Below are 23,507 nucleotides of genomic sequence, written 5' to 3' on the forward strand. Positions count from 1 at the left end.
ATTTAGGGATTAGGAACTATAAAAACAATGACAGAATTTGTTGATTTTATTCACAAATTCAACCATTATAGTAAAATACTAATAGAATAAAGTTTAGGAGGACATAAATGAAAAATCTACTAACCATCTTAACAATTGCAATATTTCCACTTGTATTTTTACCATCAGCTGCACAGGTTCAGGCAGAAGAAAGCCATGGATATACAAATATCAATCAGGAGCCTAATGAGATTTATTCTTCGGCAACACCGGTAGAGCTTAACAAGGAATATCAATCCACATTTGCGGATGATGACTTTAGAAGGGGCTCTAAGGATATTTATAAGATCCAACTGCCTGCAAGTGGAGTTGTTACAGTAAATGCAGACAGTAATCATGTGAATGGTATTGTGGCGGTTAAACTTTCAAATGGAAAGGTGAATAATGAATATTTAAAATATACTTCAGATCCTAGTCTCATAGAAGATGAGACAGGTCAAGTAGGTTTACCTGCAGGTACATATTATCTTGAGTTATCCGCAGGTACAAATATATTAGATGTTACATATCATTTTAGCGTTTCTTTTGAACCAGGCAATTATTATGAGAAAGAAGATAATGATACTTGGGATTTAGCGAATAATATGGAGCTTAATAAGCGTTATAAAGGATTTTTTGTAACAAATCCAAGAACAGATGATGGAGATACCTATAAATTCACACTCACTAAGGATAGTACGATTATAATCAAACACAGAAAATATCCAAATAGCTATGGAAACCTTAGAGTCTACGATTCCTCTGGTAAACAGATATTTATTGACCATCTGCTTAACGAATTACCAGTTAAGGGTGCTGACCGGGTAAATGAGGTTTCTCTAAAAGCAGGGACATATTTCTTAGAACTTGCAGAATACATCAACGTGAATAAAGCCAGTTTTCCTTATGAATTAGAGGTTGAAGTGAAAAAAACGACAGATAAGTATCCTTGGATTGGCCGTGTATTAATTCAAAAAGCAGGCATGGCATTATATAACCCACAAGGGAAGGTTCATCGAACATTAAAGAAAGGTGAAGGTCTAAAGGTGTACGAAATTCAAGATGATCGTTACCAGGTTGGTGGTGGTTATTATGTACTGAAGGGCAGTGGAAAAGATACCTTATACTATTTTGGACATGTATGGGGGAAAACGAAATACATGACTGTTAATACGCCAGAGGGCAGGTTATATAAAAGGTTTGCACCAAAGCAGACGGTAAGGGTCTATGGAATTGAGGATGGAAAATATGAAGTAGGTGGGGGATATTACGTTCTTCCTGATGCGAATGTTCAGCTTGATCGCTAATACATAACTCTTCATATATGTAACCAGGACAAAAATATGTGCACATGAATAATATGTAAGACAAAGCTAATTTCTATATTTCATTAAGGGCATCCTCTTTTTAATCCTTAAGAGGTTTAACCATTAAGAATCGAGCATTGCGGTAAGATGTGTTTTTTCTACTTACGTTGATTATGATATTTGAGGTCAGTATTGAAGTAATGATGAAAATAGCCAAGCGATATTCCGTTTGGCTATTTTATATGCACGAAGTTACTGCACTGTTATGGCTGAACTAAAGTTGGAGAAATATACCTTTTGACTCTTTTAGAATGAAGAAAGAAGGAGTACCTTATAGAGGGTAAAAGGTACTCAAATTAAGAAAGGAGTTATTTCATTGAATAAGTTATTTGCTGCTCTGCCTCTTCTTGTTTTCCTGGTTGCATGTAACAGTGAAGCTAACGTAGACAAATCTGAAGATATTCCGAATGAAAAAGAAGAAGTAGTACTTGAAGAGAATGATACTGAGACTGGTGTGGAAACAAAACCTATCGAAGAGAATGGTAATCAAAATAATGATATAGAAAAAGAGAGTACTGGAGAAACAGATAGTAAAGAGGAATCCCAGCAACCAGCAGATCGTAAAGCAGAAGAGGAAAATGATAGCAATGAAACAAAAAAAGGTCAAGGAAACAAGCAGAAATACGTAGAAAAGCTCAAAAGCATTGAGAAGGAAGTAACTGAAATTAGGAATAACGATGATGATACAACACTAGGAATGACAAAATCAGAAGAAGTGATATTAGATAAATGGGATCAAGAATTAAATGAAATCTACCAGGTGCTAGAAAAGCAACTCTCTAGCAATGAAATGGAAAAACTACGACAAGAACAAAGAAAATGGGTCACATACAGAGATGAGACTGCAAAAAAAGATGCAAGCCAGTTTGAAGGAGGAACGATGGAATCATTGGAATATGTAGCCTCCCTGGCAAATACGACAAAAGAGAGATGTTATGAATTAGTAGAGAAGTATATGGAGTGAAAACCATTAATAAGTTAAAGCTTACTCCGTAATTGAAGCACAATATGAAAAAAACTTGGAGCCGTTTGGCTCTTTTTTCATTTTATAAAGGTTGATAAAATAAGGAAAGAAGATGGAGTCTACCTTGGCCAGATGGAAAGCAAACTAAGACTTGTATGAGAAATTTAAAAACCCGAATGAATACGTATGCCAACAATCTCCATTCAGGTTTTTTATTAATGTATTTGAATAGATACCATTTTATTTAAAGGTTTTCGATTCATTATCCCATTTCATTGTTGTTTCGGAGTTTGAGTCTAAATCTAATATTTTCAGTTCACCATTTTTGTAAGAAAATGCACCTTCTGGGAGAGGTTCCGTTTTGTGCAGTAACTCAATTGTATTTCCATCCTTACTGCCGATTATGTATAAACTCATAAAGCCTCCACTACCTTCGGCTTCATTTAAAATAACTTCTTCTTGGTCAGGAGAGATGAAAGGGTGCATTCCACCTATGGTTAGAGAAGAGCCCGCATTGTCTTCTTCGTTTAAAATAGAAAATGAAAGCCACTCTCCTTCTTGATATGAAAAAGCCTTGACGACAGGAAATTGAACCAAAGGTTCTTTTTCATGTTTAAAAATCACAACAAAGTCAGAATACTCTTTTCCTGTGATCTTAGCTGGTTGGATGCCTTCAAGAATATAACCAGTAGGAGCTTCTTCCGAAGCAACTGCATAAACTTCTCCCATTAATTCATCTTCAGTTAGAACTGATGACTTCGAATCTACATCATTTTTATTTGAGCTTGACGTAGATTCTTCTTTATTTGTGTCATTTGTAGAGTTGACGTGAGTTGTGTCAGTTGTTGCACAGCCCATTAATAAGATGAAAGATAAAACGATAATACACACACTAGGTAATTTCATGAAAAAATCCTCCTATGGAAATTAAATTCCAATCCATTATATAAGTCGATAACTAAAAAGAATGTCGAAATAAGGCGGGAAAAGGATTTTTTAAAAAATTTGAGTGAATTACTGATAAATATTTAGTGGTGTTTCTATATATGTTTTAGAAGAATTGTATAGAGAGGATAATTAGAAATTGTGTAAGCATGCTGATTGATAACTTCAAGTGAATGTCCGCTTACACGTGTGTCTTTAGCTACTCATGAGTTTTCTGTAACGTTTTTCTACGCTTAAAGGAGATCTGTCAAGTTTCTTAGCAATCTCTCTGTATTTCAGCCCTTTTTCCTTTAGCTCAATTAATACTTTAAGTTCATTGAATGTCCAATGTTTGTATGTTCGTTGATTTTCTATATTGACACCTCATTTACAAATAATATACACAATAGGAAATTTTAAGGTTATTTGGTAGATGTGTAAATAGGTTTTTAAAAAGTAATAAAATTAAAATAAGTTCTTCTAATTTAAGTATTTAGAATGTTTTGTGTGTAAACGATTGCTGAAAATAAAAAAAGAGGTGCTAGATTAATAGCAACCTCGAAAGTGAAACACACAACTATATTATAGTTTGATAATACTATGGTGAAAATAGTAGTAAGAAACTGATTATTATTAGGTATATCTTAATGTATTTTTAGATGAATTTTCCTTTAATGCATTTTAAATCCACTATTTTGCAAAGGAATATATCATTATGCTTATGATTTGAAAATAAGGGTAAAGTTATTGTAGGATTAATATCCATTTAATGTTATTTCAAGCCGAGTGATAATTAATGAGATTTAAGACAATTATGAAAAAACCAGAAAATATAGAATATCTTTTTAATACCTGATGGTTATGGTATTATATTACTATTTGATAATGGTACTATAAGATTGTGTTTTTATGAATTTAATAAATTGCGGCTTGTTGTTAATTTTTTTTATAAAAGGATAGTATGAGGTGGGTAAACAATGAAGTCTAGTACAAAAAAAGAAATAATTTCTTGGATAAAGTCAATAGCAATTGCTTTTATCATTGTTTTCGTTTGTAGAGAATTTATTTTCACTCCAATAACTGTATTTGGAGAATCGATGTCACCTACTTTTCATGATGCAGATCGAGTTGTAGTAAGTAAAACATCAAAAATACAGCGCTTTGATGTGATTGTGTTTGATGCTCCAGATATAGAAGGAAAGCAGTATATTAAGAGGGTCATAGGTCTTCCGGGAGACAGCATTAAGATGGAAGATGATGTTCTATATATTAATGGAGAAGTGTGCAGTGAAGAGTATTTAATAAAAAATAAAGAAAAGACTCTTCTGCATAATTTAACAGGAAATTTTTCATTGGAAGATAGTACAGGAGAAACTGAAGTACCTAATGACATGTTATTTGTTATGGGTGATAATCGTTTAGATAGTAAGGATAGTAGAATGTTTGGATTTGTTTCTTATGATTCGGTTATTGGAGAAGTGAAGCTCAGGTTTTACCCTTTACAAAAAGTAGGGTTCCCGGAATAAAGTATCAAAAAAAATCATATTTTATTATGTAAAATAAGGTGAAAAAACGCTTGAATTTACCTGTAAATTGAGTATAATATATAATGTCTTACATAGTAGTGCATTATATTTTTAGGAGGATTAGCTCAGCTGGGAGAGCACCTGCCTTACAAGCAGGGGGTCGGCGGTTCGATCCCGTCATCCTCCACCATGAAATTTTAATACTCGAAATAATATATACCTATTTACGCCGGTGTAGCTCAATTGGTAGAGCAACTGACTTGTAATCAGTAGGTTGGGGGTTCAAGTCCTCTCGCCGGCACTCTATAATCTATACGGGGCCTTAGCTCAGCTGGGAGAGCGCCTGCTTTGCACGCAGGAGGTCAGCGGTTCGATCCCGCTAGGCTCCACTTATTAGGAGGAATACCCAAGTCCGGCTGAAGGGATCGGTCTTGAAAACCGACAGGGGTGTCAAAGCCCGCGGGGGTTCGAATCCCCCTTCCTCCTCCATTTGATTTTTAAGACTAGAATATAAATTACATATAAAACAATAAACTAAGCCTAATTCCAAGTATGGATAGGGCTTAGTTTATTTTAGTTAAAGCACAGAACCTTTCTATATTTTTACTGTGAAAATTAATAAAATAGTAAATAGATAATAAATATTCTAGTAGTGTTTCCATATTGTTTCCAATATGATATATTGGGTAAATGACTATGGAGTGATGCTATTGAAAGAACTAGTCTTAAAGGACCTAAGAATTAATTATTAAAAAGTTCGTAATCCCTGCAAAAATTGCTATTGGACGTAAACCATGAATGATCTGAAACTTTCAATGTACCATTAACGTATTAAATAAAAAGGATAAAATAGGAGTGTACAAAATGAAGAAAACTTTACCACTTATTTTTGCTGTTTTTCTTATGCTTTTGCTTTCAGCATGTGATCAAACAGCAGAAACAGTCAATGAAAAAGCAGACGTATCAAAAGAAAATGTTAAAAAGGAAAACAATTCAGAGCTAACTCTCGAACAGGTAATGACTCAGTCAATGGAAGCTTCAGAGAAGGTGAAGAGCTTTGCGGTTAAAATGGATATGACTCAAGAAATGTCTGTTGGGAAACAAAAAGACGCTATGAATATGGATTCAACTATAGATATGAAAGTTGTTACAGACCCAATGACCTTGTATCAAAAAATGGACATGGATATGAATGAAGCTGGAACTAAGACGGCGTATACGACTGAAACGTATTTTTCTCCGGAAGGAATATTTGTTTTTGACTCCGCAGCAAATCAATGGACAAAGTTTCCAAAAGAAACATCGGATCAATTAATGCAAATGTCAAACCAAGAATCAAACCCAGCAGAAGAGCTTAAGAAACTTGAAAAATTTGTTGAGGATTTTACCTTTGAACAAGATGCAGACAACTTTATCCTCACACTAAATGCAGCTGGAGATAAATTTACAGACTTTATTAAAGAAACTGTTCAAGAAACACTTCCACAAGATCTATATGCAGATGGTGAAGTATTTAACAATATGAAAATCAATGAAGTAAAATACGAAATAGTCATCAATAAAGAGACAATGTATCCAACAAGCCTAAAAACAGTTATGGATATGGAACTATCTGCAGAAGGTGAAACAGTAAAGATGAAACAAAACATGGAAGGGAAATATAGCCAATATAATAAAATCGATGAAGTGAAAGTCCCTCAAGAAGTAATCGACAACGCAGTTGAGATGGATCTCTAGGGACAGAGGGACAGGTTCCTTGACCCAAATAATAAAATCGGTCCAAGTGGCTGTAGTTCTATATTATTAGGGAGTAATGCAAGGTAGTTATTGTTTTACCGATATAGTATAGATTTAAAAATGAAGGGTTGTCCATTACGGACAACCCTATTTGTTTACATCCACTAAACAAAACTTGTAATGAGGTTTCAATAGGAATTTCCCAAATAAAAAAGTTATATGAAGAAAATTTGGATATGTTCTGATTTGAAATGAATGTCCTTGGATATAAAGCAACTGAAATGAGGCATCTTATAGGTCGTTTAGGTGAATACTATTGTTTTCTATACACGAATGGTGAATTAGTGAAAGTGCCAAATTAACATGGATGTGATGTCATAAAAGATGGAAGACGAATAAGTGTTACAACCAATAAAAATACATTTGGTCAATTTGATGAACTTTTTGTTGTTCAATACATAGATGATTTTTAAACTATTATACTACGGGCAAAAGAGAAAATTCCGACACCTAGAACATAGGGTAATAAATAGGTAGATATTAGTTCAGTAAAAAAGCTTTCAAGAACAATGAAACGATAATTGGGGAGCTGAAGTTTTTGTATCAGTACATATAAATGCTGGTGGTGGAACAGGATTTGAAAGCTATGTTTCAAACGGAGTGATAAGTGCTGCAACTCATTCCTTACAAAGACATTTGCACACTGAAATATTAGCTGCGATGAGTGGGTTTGGAGTAATTTCTGATAGAGAAATGAAGAGGGCAGGCTTTTTAGTATTACGAGAAATGAATATGCCTGCTGTTTTAACTGAAAACCTCTTTATTGATAGAAGCCCAGATGCAATTTTATTAAAGAATGAAGAATTTCTAAAAGCAGTTGGTCAAGCACATGCCAGAGGTATTGCAAAATATATAGGTCTAAATAGTAAAAAAATCAATTCAAGAGTCAATAAAAGAAGTGGAGGAGAAAATTATGGAATTAAATAATACACAAAAGGAAAAGGTTGAACATCGTAAATCTCTTAGAATTACTGATGGGAAAAACCTGAAAATCTAGTCAATAATTTATATGCTTGGACTCTTATAGATGAATTAAGACGAGTCGTTTACACTGATATGAATAAAATTAAGGATGAACTTCGATCATAAATAACAGAGATAAAGAAAAAATTGCAAATGAATATTAGGTCTTTCGACTCTATTCGACATTATTCGACATGCTATAATGAACTTGTGTGTGAAATACCCTTTCGAGATGCTATCTATGCATCTCTTTTTTTATACATAAACATTAGGCTTGCTATATCTATACTTAGTAAATCTGGAGGCTTAATATATTAGTTAGAAAAGGAAAATAATGAAGTAATTACGTGCCTTTTCTTAAAAGAGAATCAATTTTTTATATAAAAAACGGGAATGTTAGATTATAATTAGAATAAGTTGGAATTTTATCCAACAAACTACTCATCATACTCAAGCGCTGATCTACATAGGTTAGTGCTTGAGTTTTTTTCTAACATTAATGGAAATTGAAGAATTTTTTATGGATAAGTTTAGTATCTGGATGGTTTGGTACTATTTATGTTATTAATCGAAGGGGAGATAGTAACATATGGAGTCATTAATTGATTTGTTCAAGTTATTAATTGGATTGTTTGCTGTTTTCGCTTTGTATGTGGTATACGGAATTTCAAAATTGAATTACAGGATAAACTTGATTGTAAAAAGGCTAAATGCCGATAAGGAGAAAATAATTTCAAACGAAGAGATTGAAAAAGAATTGAATGATGGGGACAAAGGGACAGGTTCCTCGGTCCGCTAAACAAAATAGAAGAAACCAACTATTCTAAAGAATGATCGAAGTGGCTTTAGTTCTATTTTTTATTGAGCTAAGGTCGTTTATTCGTTTACCGATTATCAAGTTTAAAAGTAAAGGATTGTCCCATTATCGGACAATCCTTTACCTTCACAGAAGTTCTTGGGAATGGATCACTTCTTCCGCACAATCTTATCTAACAACTTACGTGCACTTTGTCGCACTATTTCTGTTTCATCTTCGAGAACTCGATAAAACAAGACATGGCCCTCATCAATTTCTGCCTCAAGAAGCGAACCGATTTCCAAACCATTTGGAAGCTCACTTCTCAACACATTAACCTGAACTGTTTCATCCTCTCTCAAGAGAAGAACAGCCAAGTCCTTTTCAAAACGATCAATTGTGTAAATCTTTCTTCCCACTAAAAACACCTCTTTTTATTAGAGGGACAAGGAACCTGTCCCTCTGACCCCGAGGGATTTGACTCCATCTTAACGTTCTGTATAGACCGTAATTTCCTGCCCATCAGTCATCATCAGTATGTCGCCATTTTGTTGTGTTGTGTATAGATCTACTCCATAGTTCGTTAAACGGTCCATAACAGTTGGTGCTGGGTGTCCATAGCTATTTTCTCCAACAGAGACAGCAGCTATAAGGGGATCGACAGCTTCTAGGAATGCTTGTGAAGTTGATGTGTCAGAACCATGGTGACCAACTTTTAACACTTCTGAGTCAAGATTATAGCCTTCTGCTAGCATTTCTGCCTCAATCTCGGCATCCGCGTCACCAGTTAGTAAGAAATCTGATTCATCATAAGATACCTTCAACACAATGGATGAATCGTTCGTATCATTGCTTTCTTCCAATGCATTTAATACTTCTATTGTAACTGCTGTATCAACATTTAAAAAAGATCCCTCTTGTGCAATTTCAAGTGGAATATTCTTTTGATCGATAAGTGTTAAGTAGTCCGTATAGGTTTGTGTTGTATGAGATTTGCCGGAATCGACTACTTTTTTCACTTCGAATTGTTCCAAAACAGAAACAAGTCCACCGATATGGTCTGCGTCAGGGTGTGTAGAAACCATTAAATCAATCGTTTCAATTCCGTAATCGGTAAGGTATTGTACCAGCTGATCTGCCTCGGACTCCTTACCACCATCAATAAGTACCGTTTTACCGTTAGGAGTGACTAATAACGTGCTGTCACCTTGTCCAACGTCAATGAAATGAGCTTCAAAAAGTCCTAAATCTGAAAAATCCTGAGGATTTCGCAGCTCTTCTTCAAACCCTTCAAGATCAGTTTTAATCATAGCAGGAAGTGCTTTGTATCCTCCAGCATCCTTAATTTCTTCAGCTCTTTGCTTTAAGCGATCCAATACATGAAACTTAGCATCGATTTTGTCCGTTTGGCCACTTTCGATAAGGTCAACGATATCGATCATTAAGCGTAGTTGTGATACTTCATAAATTGTACGCTCTATTGCTATCTTTGCCGGTGTAACATATTTATCGTTTAGGTTTGAGCGGTTAGTAGAACCTGAAACTTGCCCAATTTTCAATTCTGTTACGCGTAATTGCTTCGTGAAATCATCATAAAGGTAATCAACATCGAAAATGTCTCCACTATTTATGGCTTCATTATATGCACCAAGTAAATTCTTAAGAAGATTTCCTTGGTGGTTAGCTTCTGTAGAACGTAAAAAGTTATTCACTGCACTCGGAAGCTGTTGATATCCACCGGCTTCTTTAATTTCTTTAGCTCGCTTCTTTAAACGCTCGAGCTTTTCGGTGTTAGAAATAGCTTGATCAATTGATCCATCAGCAATATCCTGGTTAATTGTGTTTAACAAACGGTATTGCGATACCTCGTATATTGTTCTTTCAATCGCTACTTTTGCTGGTCTAACATATTGATCATTTAAGCTTGAGCGGGTTGAAGGACCAGATACTTTGCCAATCTTTGATTCTACTAATTTTAATTGCTTCGTGAAGGCATCATATTGCCCATTTACTTTCGTAAGATCTCCACTATTTATCGCCTGATTATAAGCTGCCAATTTTGATTTTAGAACGTTGCCTTGCTTTATGGCATCTTGATAAGCTACATTGCTAGTATTTGTTGTAGGCGTACTGACCTTAACGATCTCACCATTCCTGTGGTAATGATATTCACCTGTTGATAACCCGTATTGTGAACAGTTAGTTCTGCATACATGACCACCGTTAGCATCTAAACCCCCTGGTGATGCATTCGTAATCATTGGAGTCATTAATAATGTTGCACTGAACAGTATCGCATTGAATAAAATCTTTTTTCTCAGAAGAATTCCCCCTTAATTGATTTCCATGGATAATAGTAATGGAATTAAGATGGGATTGCTATGGGGTTTTAATGGTAAAAAAATATTGGTATATAGGAACTTATTATCATGTAATATTATCTATTACTTCAAATATATTGCTATTTTCTGTGTAATTTTTACTATTTAATCATGATACAATAGTTGTTGTAGAAAAACAGAACTCAAAATAGCACTTAGCATTGGTGAAACTTATAAGAACACTTGCATATTTTTTCGGAACAATATGTGCTAAGTAAATATAAATAAACTTAATATGATCGAGATTCCTCCATTGTTAAAAGTGTTCTATAGTTATGTAATACAGAAAAAATAAGGAAAGGACTATGGTGTTTAATGTTTCATATTTTAGATAGTTTATATAAAAAGAGTGGACTAGCAAGGCCTATTTGATATTAGAGAGAAAGACGACAAGAGAGATGGAGCCACACCCTATGTCTCCTATAGGGTTAAGCCAAACATATATAAAATACGTGCTTTTGAGCTAGTTGGTTCGGAAAATGATTATTATCTTAGGATATATCATGCTAATGACATGGTTGATGGTTTAAAAGAAAGTTTTGCAGGTATCGAAGGGTATGAAGTATCGAAAAAGAAATATCTTTCTGTTTTTAAAACAACAAATTACGATAATTTAGCTATCAATATAAGGAGTATATTAGAGAATAAAGAAATCATTAAAGTCTGTAAGGAGACCAGCTCAATAGCTAGAATGTCTAGATTTGAAGGGTTAGAACTACCAGACGTTGATACATCGATAAATAATGTGATGGGAATGACTTTTAATTGGAAACAGATTATTTCCATCTGGGAGAATGACGAAGAAGATAATCAAATTAAAAGGGTGTTATCAAAAAATGGAATCTATATTCAAAGGTCTGAAGACGGAACAAGCAGATATGTAGGAAGCGCCTATGGACATGGAGGGATTTTAAAGAGGTGGGTGAATCATCTAAACTCCTTTGGTGATGCTCATCATTTAAATTTATTTGTATTGGAAAAGGGATATAATGAAGTTGTCTTTTCGGTAATTGAATTTTATGAGGGTCCTGACATTATTAAGAGGGAAGGTATGTGGAAGCAAATTTTAGGAACAATTAACGTCGGACCATATAACGGAATACAACTGAACAGGAATTAATATTGAGAAAATGAAGATTTTATAATTGTTTTTTCATTTTTGAAGGGGATATCAACTTTTAAAATATAAGTGATATGTAAATCTTACTTTATTGGTAAGGAGGGGATTCGGTTGACTATCTATGAGCAACTTATAGAGGTTCTTAAAGAAGAAAAAGGTAATACTTTAACATCTATAGAAATAAGAGAAAAATTAAGAACAACATTCAATACAAACCCAAGTAGTATTATTCTCTCTGATTATTGTTACAACCGTTATAACAAAGGAATTCCTTTTAAAAAACACTTATTTATCTATATTAATAGAAGCACTTATAGATATGTAGGTGAAAATTACTCTTATACTGGACTTATCTTTCACAAACCTAAAGGAGAAGAGTATGAATCGGTTGTAGGTGAGTGGGATAAGGGGCAATTTTTTCTCTATCAAAAGGATCAAATTAGTGGACATATTTTAATAGGAATCTCACAAATAAAAAAATTATATGAAGAATATCTGGAAATATTTCGATTTGAAATGAATGTACTTGGATGTAAAGCAACTGAATTAAGACACCTGATAGGTCGCTTAGGAGAATTCTATTGTGTTCTTTACACGAATGGTGAGTTAGCTAAAGAGACCAATCAACATGGATATGATGTCATAAAAGACGGTAGAAGAATAAGTGTTAAAACAACTGCACAGGATAATAGTTTTATAACAATTAATAAAAATACATTTGACCAATTCGATGACTTTTTTGTCGTTCAGTACAAAGATGATGATTTTAAACTGTTATTTTATGGACCAAAGGAAGAAATCCCGTCATCTAGAACATATGGAAATAAATATGAGGTCGATATTCGTTCCTTAAAAAGGCTATCAAGGAACCATGTGAGTGAATGAAGAAGGTATTTATTCATTCTTTTAATCATACTTTGGCATGTAGATACCCTGACAATATGGAATCAAATGGTGAGAGGCATTACTGGTGAAGTAACTGTGAGAAATTAGGAATATCATTATCATAATACTGGTTAGAAAACTAAAGTAATAAAAAAGCTCTCCTAAATGGAGGGTTTATTTTTTGTTCTTGAAAAAGAAAAGGCTAGGTTGTTCTCTTTTTTAGGAGGTATTCTTTTAATTTTTTCAAGCAACTAATACAAATAATGTATTTATATGGTAAAACGTTATCATTATGTCAAATTTTCAAACAATCAAACAAATGGTAAAAAGGATCTATATAATCTATAGATTAAATATCCTTTTTATGGTTAAGTTTAGGTATATTTACTTAGGTGTATGGCAAATAGTACTTTACTTAAAGGTTTATAAAGTTATGAGAATGAGAGAGGTCAGGAATAATGGGAAAGAAAATAAAACGGTTTTTTACTAACTTTAGAAACAAGCTAATTTTATCATTTGCACTAATTTTAATTATCCCATCTATTACGATCGGAGTATTAGCTTATGTTTCTGCAAAAGACGCAGTAACAAAAGAAATGTCGGATGCTTCAAATCAGAGTATAAACATGCTTAATAGAACGATTGAGGATACGATTCAACCTAAAATTAACGATATGAATATTTTTTCTAAATCGATTAATTCCACTGCATTTAAAGGAGAGGCAAGTCCCGAGCTGAGAACTAAACTTGCTCAATATGCAGAACTGCATCCGGAAGCAACAAGTATTTTTATAGGTACGGCAGAAGAAGGGTTATTCATTCAAGAACCTAAAGTTGAAATGGATTCAGATTATGATCCAAGAGAGAGAGCTTGGTATACTGATGCAATTGATAAAAAGGGGGAAATCATTATCTCAGAGCCCTATGTTGCTGCAGGAACAGATGATTTGGTAATCACCGTATCAAAGGCAGTAGACGATGGTTCAGGAGTAGTGGCAGTAAGTATTAAATTAAACCACATTCAATCATTGTCAAACTCTGTAGAGATTGGAAGTAGAGGATATACAATTATCCTTGATAAAACGAAAAAATATATTTCTCACCCGGACTTTGCAGGAGGAGAAGAAGCAACTCCAAGCTTTTATGAGAAATTGTATGAGAAGGATAGTGGTGATTTTTCTTATACTCTTGAAGGTGCACCTAAGCGAATGTATTTTGTTACCAACAAAACGACAGGCTGGAAAATTGGGGGGACTATGTATAGAGAGGAGTTTAGCCAAGCTGCCTCTCCAATATTTAATACTACTGCTCTAGTTTTGGGTATTGCTTTGGTACTGGGAGCAATTGCTGTGGTTTTTGTTATTGGTTCTATTATCAAGCCAATTAGAAACCTAAAAGAAAGAGCAATAACAGTAAGCCAAGGAAATTTAACGGAAAAAATGACTATTAAAACCAATGATGAAATAGGTCAATTAGGTGAAGCGTTTAATGAAATGCAATCTAACCTTCGCACCCTGATTCAACAAGTTGATAGTAGTGCGGAACAAGTGGCAGCTGCTTCTGAAGAATTAACAGCAAGTTCAGAAGAAACAAGTGCTGCGACATCTCAGGTAGCAAGCTCCATCCAAGCTGTTGCTAGTAGTGCTGAGGCACAAACAAGAGGACTTGAAAAAAATTCACAATCGTTAAATGAACTGTCAATAGGAGTTGCTAAAATTGCAGAAAGCTCTTCTACAGTTGCAGAATTATCCCAAAATACAACTAGACAAGCTGAAGAAGGTAATCAGGCATTGCAGAATACTTTGGACCAAATGGATTCCATTCATTCATCTGTATTTGAATCTAATGCGATGATTCAATCGTTATCCAATCGCTCTAAAGAGATTACGTCTATTTTGGACGTAATAACAGGTATTGCAGATCAAACAAACTTACTTGCTCTAAATGCAGCGATTGAAGCCGCGAGGGCAGGCGAACATGGCAAAGGATTTGCAGTTGTTGCCAATGAAGTTCGGAAACTTGCAGAGCAATCGCAAGCATCGGCAAAACAAATATTTGATTTAATTCAAGTTATACAAAATGAGACAAATGGTTCAGTTGAAATAATGTCGCGTGTTACAAGTGATGTAGAAAATGGGATGCATATTTCAAAAGAAGCGATGAACAAATTTAGTGAAATTCTTACTAGTATGAGATCAATAACACCTCAAATTGAAGACGTTTCTGCTACTGCGGAACAAATGTCAGCAGGTGTTCAAGAAGTGGATGCTACTGCTAATGAATTGACTGATATTGCTAAGAATAATGCTTCTACATCCGAAGAGGTGGCTGCTTCAACAGAAGAACAACTTGCTTCTATGGAGGAAATTGCGGGATCAGCAAAGTCCTTGTCTGATATGGCAGAGGAATTAAAGGTATTAATCTCAAAATTTAAATATTAATTAATATGGTGGTATGAATGCTAAAAACATTAAAATCACATTTTCGGGAGGAGAGCCAATCGGTTCTCCTTCTATTTTGAATGAGATCTAATTATCAAGTAAAACGATTATTATTGCTTTACTTGAATACTTTTTTACCGTGATAGAGAGCAAGGATACGAAGTTTGTCGAATCAAAGACAGTACTTTCTTACCTATGAAATATCCGCCTTAGTCCATTGGGCCTTTGTGCCTTTTTGTGACTGATCTTAAAGTTGTGTTTTTAGAGCTGTACCCCTTGATTTTGCTAAGATTGGGGAGTAATAGACTATATTTTTTCTAGACATATAGATGGGAATAATAAGATAATTGGTTAGGTGAGTAAAAAATGTAAAATTTAGGAGGGGCAAAATGAGATTTTCAAAGATCGCATTTAGTTTAGTTTTAAGTGTATGTCTAATTCTTACTCTATACACTCCAAGTAAAGCAGAAGCATCTTCAAAAAGTACAGCTATTGATTCAGGTGAGTACCTTCTTTATTTACTAAAGAATTATACAAAAACCATTAATAGTGGAGAGATCTATGATATTGACGCTCAATATGATAATCTTTCGAATCAAATTAACAAAACAGAAAAAGCGATTGGAAAAGTTTCAGGTTCAAGCACACGTAATTCGTTATTAGCAAAATATGTTAAGCCTGCAAAAATTGCAAGAGAACGTGTGATTTATGAGGTATCTCAATACCGCCTTTTGAAGTCTATTGGAAAAAATGCCATTGCAAATAAGGAAAGCATTGTATCTTCAGATCTGAAAAAATTAGACCGTCTAAAAAGAAGAGCGGTGGAAATTAAGAAGGCTGGAAATTATCAATCTGTACCAAGCTTAATTAATAAACAGTTACAAAGTATTGAAGTACCACTAAAAAATCGTAAATTTGCTATTCCTGATCCTTCAGTAAACTTTACGATTAATAATTACGAGCTTGATACCTTCTTGCTTATTAATATGGAACGATATGAACAAGGTCTACAACCATTGACGATACATAAAAAGCTTAGTAATGTTGCAAGGATTAAATCTAATGACATGTATGTAAGCAAATCCTTTTCGTTACATTCGTCAAAATTCGGTTCAATTGAAGATCTTTTAAGTAAACATGGCCTTACCTCAGGTGGAAGCAGCTATGGAGTAAATATCGCTAAAGGATGGGGTTCAGCCCGTAAAACGGTATCTGAACTAATGGCCAGCTCTCAAAATAGAAATATTCTGCTTAAAAGTGATATCACCTACTCAGGAGTTGGGGTAGATCATGACCATGTAACGATTCTCCATATCGCGAATTGAAGAAAACCGCTGGCGGGAGTTGTCAGCGGTTTTTTATTCTTCTACAAAATGTAGTAGTTAGAAATCCTTATCACCTTTAAGATAAATGATAGTTGTAGATTCCTATTAATCAGAAAGAGTCGGCAGACAGTGAAATGTAGCTAATAAATGAAGATGAGGAAGAGTCAAAAACTCCTATAAGTTCTTGCTGGTATTGTTGAAAATAGACTTATTATCATGTTGGTTATTAAGTGAAAAGACCTGAAAAAACAAATAGGAAGTCAATTTACATAATTTTTACAAACTTTTAACACAACCCAATAAACCCAAGTATGCTTTTATTTGTAATGTAAAAGTAGGAGATATTATCTATCGGGTGGCTAGCAAACTAGTAAACACTATACTATACTCAGTGATGTAAAAGCTGTTTTTCAGATTCTTCTTCATTACATACTACAAAAAAAGGGAGAGTTTATTTTAATGAAAAAAAGAGTAAAGTTTCTCAAGTAGCAGCTACATCAGCCTTAGTAACAGCAGCATTTGTTGCAACAAGTCCTATTTCGGCAGATGCAGCCTCAAATGCTCAAAGTCTGGTCACAAAGGCTCAGGATTCCTCAAAAGCAATAGTGAAGTTTTACAATGTAAAGAGTCAAAAGGAAATATCTGTTTCAAAAGAGTTTGCTGCAGCCTATGATAAAGCAAGTGCTGATATTAAAAAAGCTGAAAAAGCAGTACTAGGCTTAAAGAATGGATCAGAGAAGAAGAAATTAACAGCACAGCTAAATGTAGCGAAAGATCGTCAATTAAAAGCTGCTCGAATCATAGACTCTGTTAAAACCGCAAAAGAGCTAGAAGCATTGGTGGAAAAGCTTAATGGCTACGTACAAGCAGATTCGATGAGTGAAGAGTTAGTAGAAACATATCATGCACTTTCTACTCAAATAAGGAAGGCTGAAAGAGTATTTAGTAAAGTATATGGAACTGATAACCGTAACGCAATTAGAAATGCATTTTTAGTAGATGCAAAAATTGCAAAAGAAACAGTCATATATGAGGTTTCTATTTCTTCATTACAAGACAAAATTGAAAAATTTTTATTAGAAGATAAAACAGAAGAAGCTAAAGCTGCTTTTGCTATTCTTAATCGTTTAGAAACGAGAGCTGTTCAAATTAAAGAAGCAGGAAACAAGCTGCATCCAGGAAAGTATCCTGAATTACCTGAAATGGCGAAAAAGGCAAAAGAACGTAAAGAAAAGATTAAAGAAAAATTACCATATGAGTATGAATTATCTATCATGCACACTAATGATACACATGCACATATTGAAAACATTGCTAAATTCGTAACAGCTGTAAATGAGGTAAGAGCTGAACATCCCGAGGCACTTCTGCTAAATGCAGGTGATGTTTTCTCAGGAACTTTATACTTCAATGAATTCAAAGGACAAGCAGATCTCGAATTTATGAATCTACTACAATATGACTTGATGACATTTGGTAATCATGAATTTGATCTTGGTTCAAGTTCTGAGGGACATAAGGGATTAGCAGATTTTGTAAAGGGTGCCAAGTTCCCATTCGTCAGTACAAACGTTAATTTTTCAACTGACGAAAATATGAAAGGTTTATTCCACGACACTGTTACAGAAAAAGCGGAAAATGGTCAAATATACAGTGGTGTTGTGAAGGAAGTAAACGGTGAGAAAGTTGGATTCTTTGGCTTAACAACAGAAGAAACAGCGGATATCTCAAGCCCGGGCAGCATTAAATTTGAAAATTATATTGAGGAAGCGGAAAAAGCAGTGGATGCTTTTGAAGCAAAAGGCATCAACAAAATTGTTGCGATCACACATATCGGCTATGATGACAATGTAGAATATGATAATGATCTTGAGCTTGCAAAGTTGGTTGATGGGATCGATGTTATTGTTGGCGGCCATAGCCATACGAAGCTTGACACAGGAACAATTGTTGATAAAGATGAAAAAGGTGCAAAAAAGGATCCTACATTAATTGTCCAAGCAAGTCAATATGGAGAATATCTAGGTACAGTGGATGTTGAATTTGACAAAGACGGAGTTATCACAAATAAAGCTGCTCAGTTAATTGAAGTTGCAGAAAAAGAAGCGAATCCAGAAGCAGCAGCTATGCTGAAAAAGTATTCTGATAAAATCGCTGAAATAAGAGATACACCAACTGGTGCAACAACAGCAAAGGGATTGTCTAACCCACGTACAACAGCTGAAGACCCAACAGCACCAAGTGTACGTAACAGTGAAACAGAACTAGGTAACCTAATTACTGACGGTATGTTGGCAAAAGCAAAACAATTTAAACCAAACACAGTGATTGCGATGCAAAATGGTGGGGGGATCCGTGCGGCAATTGATGCAGGAGAAATTACGTATGGTGATGTACTAACTGTTTTACCATTTGGAAATACTCTAGCGACAATGAATCTAACTGGAGCAGAAATTTTAGAGGCTCTTGAGCACAGCGTAAGTCAAACACCAAAAGAAAGCGGTGGATTCTTGCACGTATCAGGCATGAAGTTCACATATGACAGCAAGAAGCCTGCAGGTGAGCGAATCGTTTCAGTAGAAGTAGAAGAAACTGAAGGTCAATACACTGCACTTAATCCGGCAAAAGAGTATTCTATCGCAACAAATGCCTTCACAGCAAAAGGTGGGGATGGCTATTCAATCTTTGCTAAGGCATACGCAGAAGGTCGTGTAACAGACTTAGGTTTGTCTGATTGGGAGAATTTAAGAGATTATGTTGCCGGGCTTGTGAAAGTTGAGCCGATCATAGAAGGACGTATTAAGGATATAGCAGAGTAAATTAGTGGTGTCTATCACTGCTCGAAGATCATCAAAGCAAGCCTGAGTTCTCCAAGAGGAGGGGCTTGTTTTTTTGTAGTGCCACCAAACGGATGACTTGGGCTCCGTCCGAACTTTATATTTAGATAAAAAAACAGGCAACGAGAGTTACCTGTTTTCGCGGTTGTTTATTTTTGATAAAAGAGGTTATTTTGATCAAACAACATCACGTTAATAGAATATGTTAAATCCTGATTAAGTGAAAATTTTTCACTTGTACGTGTCGTTTTTCCATTTGCCTCAGTTGCTTCTATCGAAATTTGATATTCTCCTTTTGATAGGAAGGTAGCTTGATGTTGATCACCATGCACGTTAAATTTAGAAACCGTTTCATTCGTTAGAGAATTGGTTACTGTTACTGTCGCGTTGACGATTGTTTCACCAACTATTCGTATTGACGTGTTATTAGATGTAATAGCTTCACTATATATTCCTGGAGGAAGTTGATTGACGATGTTTATGTTCTTACTTAAATACTCTCTTGGAATTGATCTGTAAAAGTACCACCTTTCAAGCAAATACAAGTCCTCTTGAGGAAAGCGATCTTCAGAGAATTTTAACCAGTTGTCAACATCTCGTTCTGGAATACCTGAGGCATAAAATAACAGAACTCTACTTATTAAGTTAAAACTGCTTATTCGATCAAAGTGATAATTAGGGGCATCCTCAGGTGTGTTCCATGGGTGATTTATGGGATATTCATGGAATAACCAGTTTCCTAATTCAATTGTACTTTCTATCCAGGATGGATTTCCCCATATCTGTGCCAGTTGATAGAGCATATTACCTGTATAACCGCCGTAGTTTGTATCCTCTACAAGTGGCAATTGCTGCCTTAGTGGAAGAGAGCCATTTTCCTTTTGTAAGGAAAGCACAGCATTCACTTCATTAAAGACAATGTCTTTTAACAGGGGATTTTTATAAAATATTGATTCAGGTTCCCAATATAAATTCGAAAACAATGTAGCTACCTGGATATTTTGGTTAGGGTTGATTTCAACAGAACCGACTTTTCCTTCATCAGAGATGCCATAAGGATATATACTGTATCCATTATTGCTCTGACGCGGTACTCTTGACATCCAAAGAGCTGCCTGTTTATCGATAAATTCGATGATCTCAGGAAGTTCTGTGTATTTATAGGCCTCATAAAGGCCGTTAAGATCCCGGGCAAACGGATCTCGGTACCACCAGCCGGTTTGTTGGTACTCTGGTGATTGAAGCTGTCCATTTTTAAGATAGTAGGTTTTCAGGAGAGAGATGTTGTCTTTCACCATTTCTTTATATTGTGAATCACCTGTTAGATGGTAGAGGAAACCTAAGTGCTTTGGGAGATATCCTGGATATTTGGTATCCGATTGTAATGTCCACGCATCCTTCATTACGATTTCCTTTTTACTGTCCTCACTTAATGCATTCCATTTTAGTTTTAGCTCTGCTAATCGAGGGAATGTATGTTCAGGGTTATTAGGATCTAATGTATTCGTTGCTTCATGATAGAGATAGCTTAGATAATATCTTTTACCTTCTAGAGTAGCGGGAATTTCTTCAGGTAGCTGTTGGTAGTTTCCGGATGATTTAATTTCCTTGCCCCGATTTACTAATCGATCGAGGGCAGCAAAATCACTTGTGAATGTTTTGGTTGTTGTTTGAATATCGGTTTCAATTGAAGAGAGCAATCTAAGCTGTGAAACTTCAAAAATTGTTCTTTCCTTAGCAACTTTAGCTGGTCTAATATAGGTATTATTTAGGTTGGTCCGATTTCGTGAACCCGATACTTGTCCGATTTTTTGTTCTGTTATTTTAATTTGTTTTGTAAAGTTATCATATAAAATGTTAAGTTGTTTCAAATTTGATGTTGAAATATTGTCATTATACTCAGCGATTCGTTCGGTAAGCAGTTTTCCCTGTACAAGGGCTTCGTTTTCTCTTAAATATTGGTTTACAGTCTTAGGTAAACCTTGATAACCACCGATATTTTTAATTTCCTCAGCACGTTTTATTAATCTACCTAACTTGGCCGTATCGTTTTCTGCTTTCTCTAATTGTTTTTGATTAATTGAACGTTCAATAGAGTGCAGAAGACGTACTTGAGATACCTCATAAATTGTTCTCTCTACAGCAATCTTTGCAGGACGAACATATTTATTATTCAAGTGAGTTCGATTAGAAGATCCGGATACTTGACCTATTTTCAACTCAGTTGCTTTCAACTGCGTGGTAAATTGATTATAAAGATTATTTAATTTATGAAGGTCTCCGCTAGTGATTACCTTATTGTAAGTTTGAAGCTCTTGATGTAACTTTTGTCCCTCCCGTTCGGCAGCAGAATACCCTCTTGGCATTTCAGCATTTGCTTTTTGAGTTAAAGAAATAATAATGATTAAAGCTGTTACAGTGATGAAATTTCTAAGCTGTTTCAACAAAGTACTTCCTTTCGTTCAGAGTATTATCACTATATCCTACCAATTGTTTTAGTAGAGATTCAACTTGTAGAAGATGGAATAGGATTGATGTCTGTCATTAACCGAAGAAAAAACTCTATAGAGAAAATACTCTACAGAGCTTTTTGTGGTTATTAACGATCAAATTGTACATCATCATTTACTTTAACAAAATATCCATTACCTACATCATATCGTCCATTGCTGTAGCCATAAACTCGAACAGGTTCTTTCGGATCAAAATATTTAAAGAATGAACCATCAGGCTTATAAACTTTCATATCATATCTTTTACTCCAGACATGACCCGTATAAAATAAATTTACTTTTGTTTTCTTCACATAGTAGCCTCCGCCAACATCGTAGCGGTCATTTAGGACTTTATAAATGCGAAGTCCTTCATTTTGTCTTAGCTTGCGGGACTTAGCTCCAGTCGGGCTGTATAAATATTGTTCTTTACTGCGAATTAATACTCGTCCGATGTGTTTATTTGGTGGCGGTGTGACAGTTAGTTGGTATTTACCTGTATTTTTAGTGTATGAACTAGCATTATACACTCTTAAATAATAAATGCCTGTTTCCAATTCAATCGAGTTTTTATACTTACCTGGAGTAATAGAGCTTCCATCAACATAGTTATCAAAAAGTGAAACATTATTATTATTTAGTAATTCAATATAAACTCTAGAATCGACATAGGTGGATAAATCAATTCCTACTTTACCAGGTACACTTACGTTAAGTTTATACACATCGACTTTATCATTCCATGTAAGAAAACCTGTTTTTGTTTTATTATATGCGATTGATTCAGCTTCGATAATTCCATTATTTGGTTCTGATTCGGTACTACCAGCTGAAGTGAAGCTTGTTTTAAATTTATAAGTTCCAGTATGACGAGTATATGAACTAGCATTGTATATCTTTACAAAATATGTGCCTTTATTCAGGTCTTCTGAATGGATAAATTTTGCTGGATTTATTGAGCTTCCATCCATGTAATAGTTAAATATTTCTTCATTATTGTTATCAATAAGTGAAATATATGCTCTAGTATCCACATAAGAAGACAGATCAAAGGTAACTTGACCAGAATTAGGGACAGTAATCTTGTAGAAATCAACTTTATTATTCCATGATAAGAATCCATTAATAGACTGGTTAAAAGCTAGGGTTTGTGCTTCGACTGTTCCGTTGTTTGGTTCAATCTCATTCATTCCTGCCGATTTAAAGCCTGTCTTGATTTTGTATGATCCTACGTGCTTTGTATATGAACTAGCATTATAGACTTCTACGTAGTATAAGCCAGGTTCTACATCTTCCCAATGGGAATACTTCCCAGGAGTAGAAGAGCTCCCGTCAATATAATGGTCAAATATTTCGTTGTTTTGTGAATCATATAATCTAATATATGCTCTTGAATCAACATAAGAAATCATGTCAAAAGAAATTCGCCCAGCTTCTTTGACATTCATTGTATACGTGTTTTTCTTGGTTTGTTCGGTTAACGTTCCGGTTGTTTCTACATTAAAAGGCAGATTAGCCTCTGCCGCTTCAGCTTGCATACCAAATTGTATAAAGCTAATAAAAAATAAAATAGATAGAAGTGCTAAACTTTTTAATAATTTGATTTTCAAAAATAAGTACCTCCTGTATTCTATGATGTAAAGAAAAAGTTAATCTTGTTAAGACCTTATC

The 23,507-nt window shown here is 34.6% G+C and carries 16 protein-coding genes, 4 tRNA genes and 1 pseudogene; 16 read left to right on the forward strand and 5 right to left on the reverse strand.

Going from position 1 to position 23,507, the window contains the following annotated elements; all coding sequences use genetic code 11:
- Positions 1-107 precede the first annotated feature (107 nt).
- Complete coding sequence (locus tag AC0L8O_RS24605) at positions 108-1,325, forward strand: hypothetical protein (RefSeq protein ID WP_473445921.1); 1,218 nt, start codon at positions 108-110, stop codon at positions 1,323-1,325.
- A gap of 376 nt (positions 1,326-1,701) precedes the next feature.
- On the forward strand, positions 1,702-2,349 hold the full coding sequence (locus AC0L8O_RS24610; protein WP_473445922.1) for a lysozyme inhibitor LprI family protein: 648 nt from the start codon (positions 1,702-1,704) through the stop codon (positions 2,347-2,349).
- A 240-nt stretch (positions 2,350-2,589) separates the two neighbouring features.
- Here AC0L8O_RS24610 and AC0L8O_RS24615 read toward each other — a convergent pair whose 3' ends face one another.
- On the reverse strand, positions 2,590-3,255 hold the full coding sequence (locus tag AC0L8O_RS24615) for a hypothetical protein (RefSeq protein WP_473445923.1): 666 nt from the start codon (positions 3,253-3,255) through the stop codon (positions 2,590-2,592).
- Between the two features lie 995 nt (positions 3,256-4,250).
- On the opposite strand from AC0L8O_RS24615, the gene lepB reads away from it, so the two are divergent.
- From lepB to AC0L8O_RS24660, 9 genes and pseudogenes are all read left to right on the forward strand, one after another.
- Entirely contained in the window at positions 4,251-4,799 is a 549-nt protein-coding gene (gene lepB / locus AC0L8O_RS24620; RefSeq protein ID WP_473445924.1) for a signal peptidase I, read from the forward strand.
- Between the two features lie 114 nt (positions 4,800-4,913).
- Positions 4,914-4,989 (forward strand) — tRNA-Val (locus tag AC0L8O_RS24625).
- Positions 4,990-5,027: 38 nt separating this feature from the next.
- A tRNA-Thr gene (locus AC0L8O_RS24630) sits at positions 5,028-5,100 on the forward strand.
- Between the two features lie 15 nt (positions 5,101-5,115).
- Positions 5,116-5,188, forward strand: a tRNA-Ala gene (locus AC0L8O_RS24635).
- 7 nt (positions 5,189-5,195) lie between these two features.
- Positions 5,196-5,288, forward strand: a tRNA-Ser gene (locus AC0L8O_RS24640).
- A 375-nt stretch (positions 5,289-5,663) separates the two neighbouring features.
- Complete coding sequence (locus tag AC0L8O_RS24645) at positions 5,664-6,536, forward strand: DUF6612 family protein (RefSeq protein WP_473445925.1); 873 nt, start codon at positions 5,664-5,666, stop codon at positions 6,534-6,536.
- A gap of 191 nt (positions 6,537-6,727) precedes the next feature.
- A pseudogene (locus AC0L8O_RS24650) lies at positions 6,728-7,117 on the forward strand (DUF7225 domain-containing protein); the annotation flags it as partial.
- Between the two features lie 31 nt (positions 7,118-7,148).
- Positions 7,149-7,523, forward strand: a complete 375-nt coding sequence (locus AC0L8O_RS24655) for an N-acetylmuramoyl-L-alanine amidase family protein (RefSeq protein WP_473449130.1) — start codon at positions 7,149-7,151, stop codon at positions 7,521-7,523.
- A gap of 625 nt (positions 7,524-8,148) precedes the next feature.
- Positions 8,149-8,358, forward strand: a complete 210-nt coding sequence (locus tag AC0L8O_RS24660) for a hypothetical protein (protein ID WP_473445927.1) — start codon at positions 8,149-8,151, stop codon at positions 8,356-8,358.
- Positions 8,359-8,525: 167 nt separating this feature from the next.
- On the opposite strand, the gene AC0L8O_RS24665 is transcribed toward AC0L8O_RS24660, so the two are convergent.
- Positions 8,526-8,774 carry a DUF3006 domain-containing protein gene (locus AC0L8O_RS24665; protein ID WP_473445928.1) on the reverse strand — a complete coding sequence of 83 codons (249 nt, stop codon included), beginning with the start codon at positions 8,772-8,774 and terminating at the stop codon, positions 8,526-8,528.
- A gap of 69 nt (positions 8,775-8,843) precedes the next feature.
- A complete protein-coding gene (locus tag AC0L8O_RS24670) occupies positions 8,844-10,625 on the reverse strand; it encodes an MBL fold metallo-hydrolase (RefSeq protein WP_473445929.1) in 1,782 nt (593 codons plus the stop codon).
- 625 nt (positions 10,626-11,250) lie between these two features.
- Here AC0L8O_RS24670 and AC0L8O_RS24675 point away from each other — a divergent pair.
- The 5 genes from AC0L8O_RS24675 (at position 11,251) to AC0L8O_RS24695 (ending at position 19,326) form a co-directional block, all read left to right on the forward strand.
- Positions 11,251-11,856: a GIY-YIG nuclease family protein gene (locus AC0L8O_RS24675; protein ID WP_473445930.1), complete on the forward strand. Its 606-nt coding sequence runs from the start codon at positions 11,251-11,253 to the stop codon at positions 11,854-11,856.
- Between the two features lie 111 nt (positions 11,857-11,967).
- Positions 11,968-12,741, forward strand: coding sequence for a DUF7225 domain-containing protein (locus AC0L8O_RS24680; protein WP_473445931.1), 774 nt, complete (start codon positions 11,968-11,970; stop codon positions 12,739-12,741).
- A 458-nt stretch (positions 12,742-13,199) separates the two neighbouring features.
- The gene (locus AC0L8O_RS24685; protein WP_473445932.1) at positions 13,200-15,182 is read left to right on the forward strand and encodes a methyl-accepting chemotaxis protein; all 1,983 of its coding nucleotides are present in this window, start codon (positions 13,200-13,202) and stop codon (positions 15,180-15,182) included.
- A gap of 389 nt (positions 15,183-15,571) precedes the next feature.
- A complete protein-coding gene (locus AC0L8O_RS24690) occupies positions 15,572-16,507 on the forward strand; it encodes a CAP domain-containing protein (RefSeq protein ID WP_473445933.1) in 936 nt (311 codons plus the stop codon).
- Positions 16,508-17,112: 605 nt separating this feature from the next.
- A complete protein-coding gene (locus AC0L8O_RS24695) occupies positions 17,113-19,326 on the forward strand; it encodes a 5'-nucleotidase C-terminal domain-containing protein (RefSeq protein ID WP_473445934.1) in 2,214 nt (737 codons plus the stop codon).
- A gap of 167 nt (positions 19,327-19,493) precedes the next feature.
- Here AC0L8O_RS24695 and AC0L8O_RS24700 read toward each other — a convergent pair whose 3' ends face one another.
- Both AC0L8O_RS24700 and AC0L8O_RS24705 read right to left on the reverse strand, forming a co-directional pair.
- Positions 19,494-21,788, reverse strand: a complete 2,295-nt coding sequence (locus AC0L8O_RS24700) for a hypothetical protein (protein ID WP_473445935.1) — start codon at positions 21,786-21,788, stop codon at positions 19,494-19,496.
- Positions 21,789-21,943: 155 nt separating this feature from the next.
- A complete protein-coding gene (locus AC0L8O_RS24705) occupies positions 21,944-23,446 on the reverse strand; it encodes a hypothetical protein (RefSeq protein ID WP_473445936.1) in 1,503 nt (500 codons plus the stop codon).
- Positions 23,447-23,507 lie beyond the last annotated feature (61 nt).

Source organism: Metabacillus sp. KJ11-3, assembly GCF_055808295.1.

Bases quoted from the DNA above. Each gene is read 5' to 3' on its own strand.
- AC0L8O_RS24615 (WP_473445923.1), bottom strand. From the start codon at position 3,255: ATGAAATTACCTAGTGTGTGTATTATCGTTTTATCTTTCATCTTATTA.
- AC0L8O_RS24605 (WP_473445921.1), top strand. From the start codon at position 108: ATGAAAAATCTACTAACCATCTTAACAATTGCAATATTTCCACTTGTA.
- AC0L8O_RS24670 (WP_473445929.1), bottom strand. From the start codon at position 10,625: ATGACTCCAATGATTACGAATGCATCACCAGGGGGTTTAGATGCTAAC.
- lepB (WP_473445924.1), top strand. From the start codon at position 4,251: ATGAAGTCTAGTACAAAAAAAGAAATAATTTCTTGGATAAAGTCAATA.
- AC0L8O_RS24660 (WP_473445927.1), top strand. From the start codon at position 8,149: ATGGAGTCATTAATTGATTTGTTCAAGTTATTAATTGGATTGTTTGCT.
- AC0L8O_RS24645 (WP_473445925.1), top strand. From the start codon at position 5,664: ATGAAGAAAACTTTACCACTTATTTTTGCTGTTTTTCTTATGCTTTTG.
- AC0L8O_RS24675 (WP_473445930.1), top strand. From the start codon at position 11,251: ATGGTTGATGGTTTAAAAGAAAGTTTTGCAGGTATCGAAGGGTATGAA.
- AC0L8O_RS24685 (WP_473445932.1), top strand. From the start codon at position 13,200: ATGGGAAAGAAAATAAAACGGTTTTTTACTAACTTTAGAAACAAGCTA.
- AC0L8O_RS24690 (WP_473445933.1), top strand. From the start codon at position 15,572: ATGAGATTTTCAAAGATCGCATTTAGTTTAGTTTTAAGTGTATGTCTA.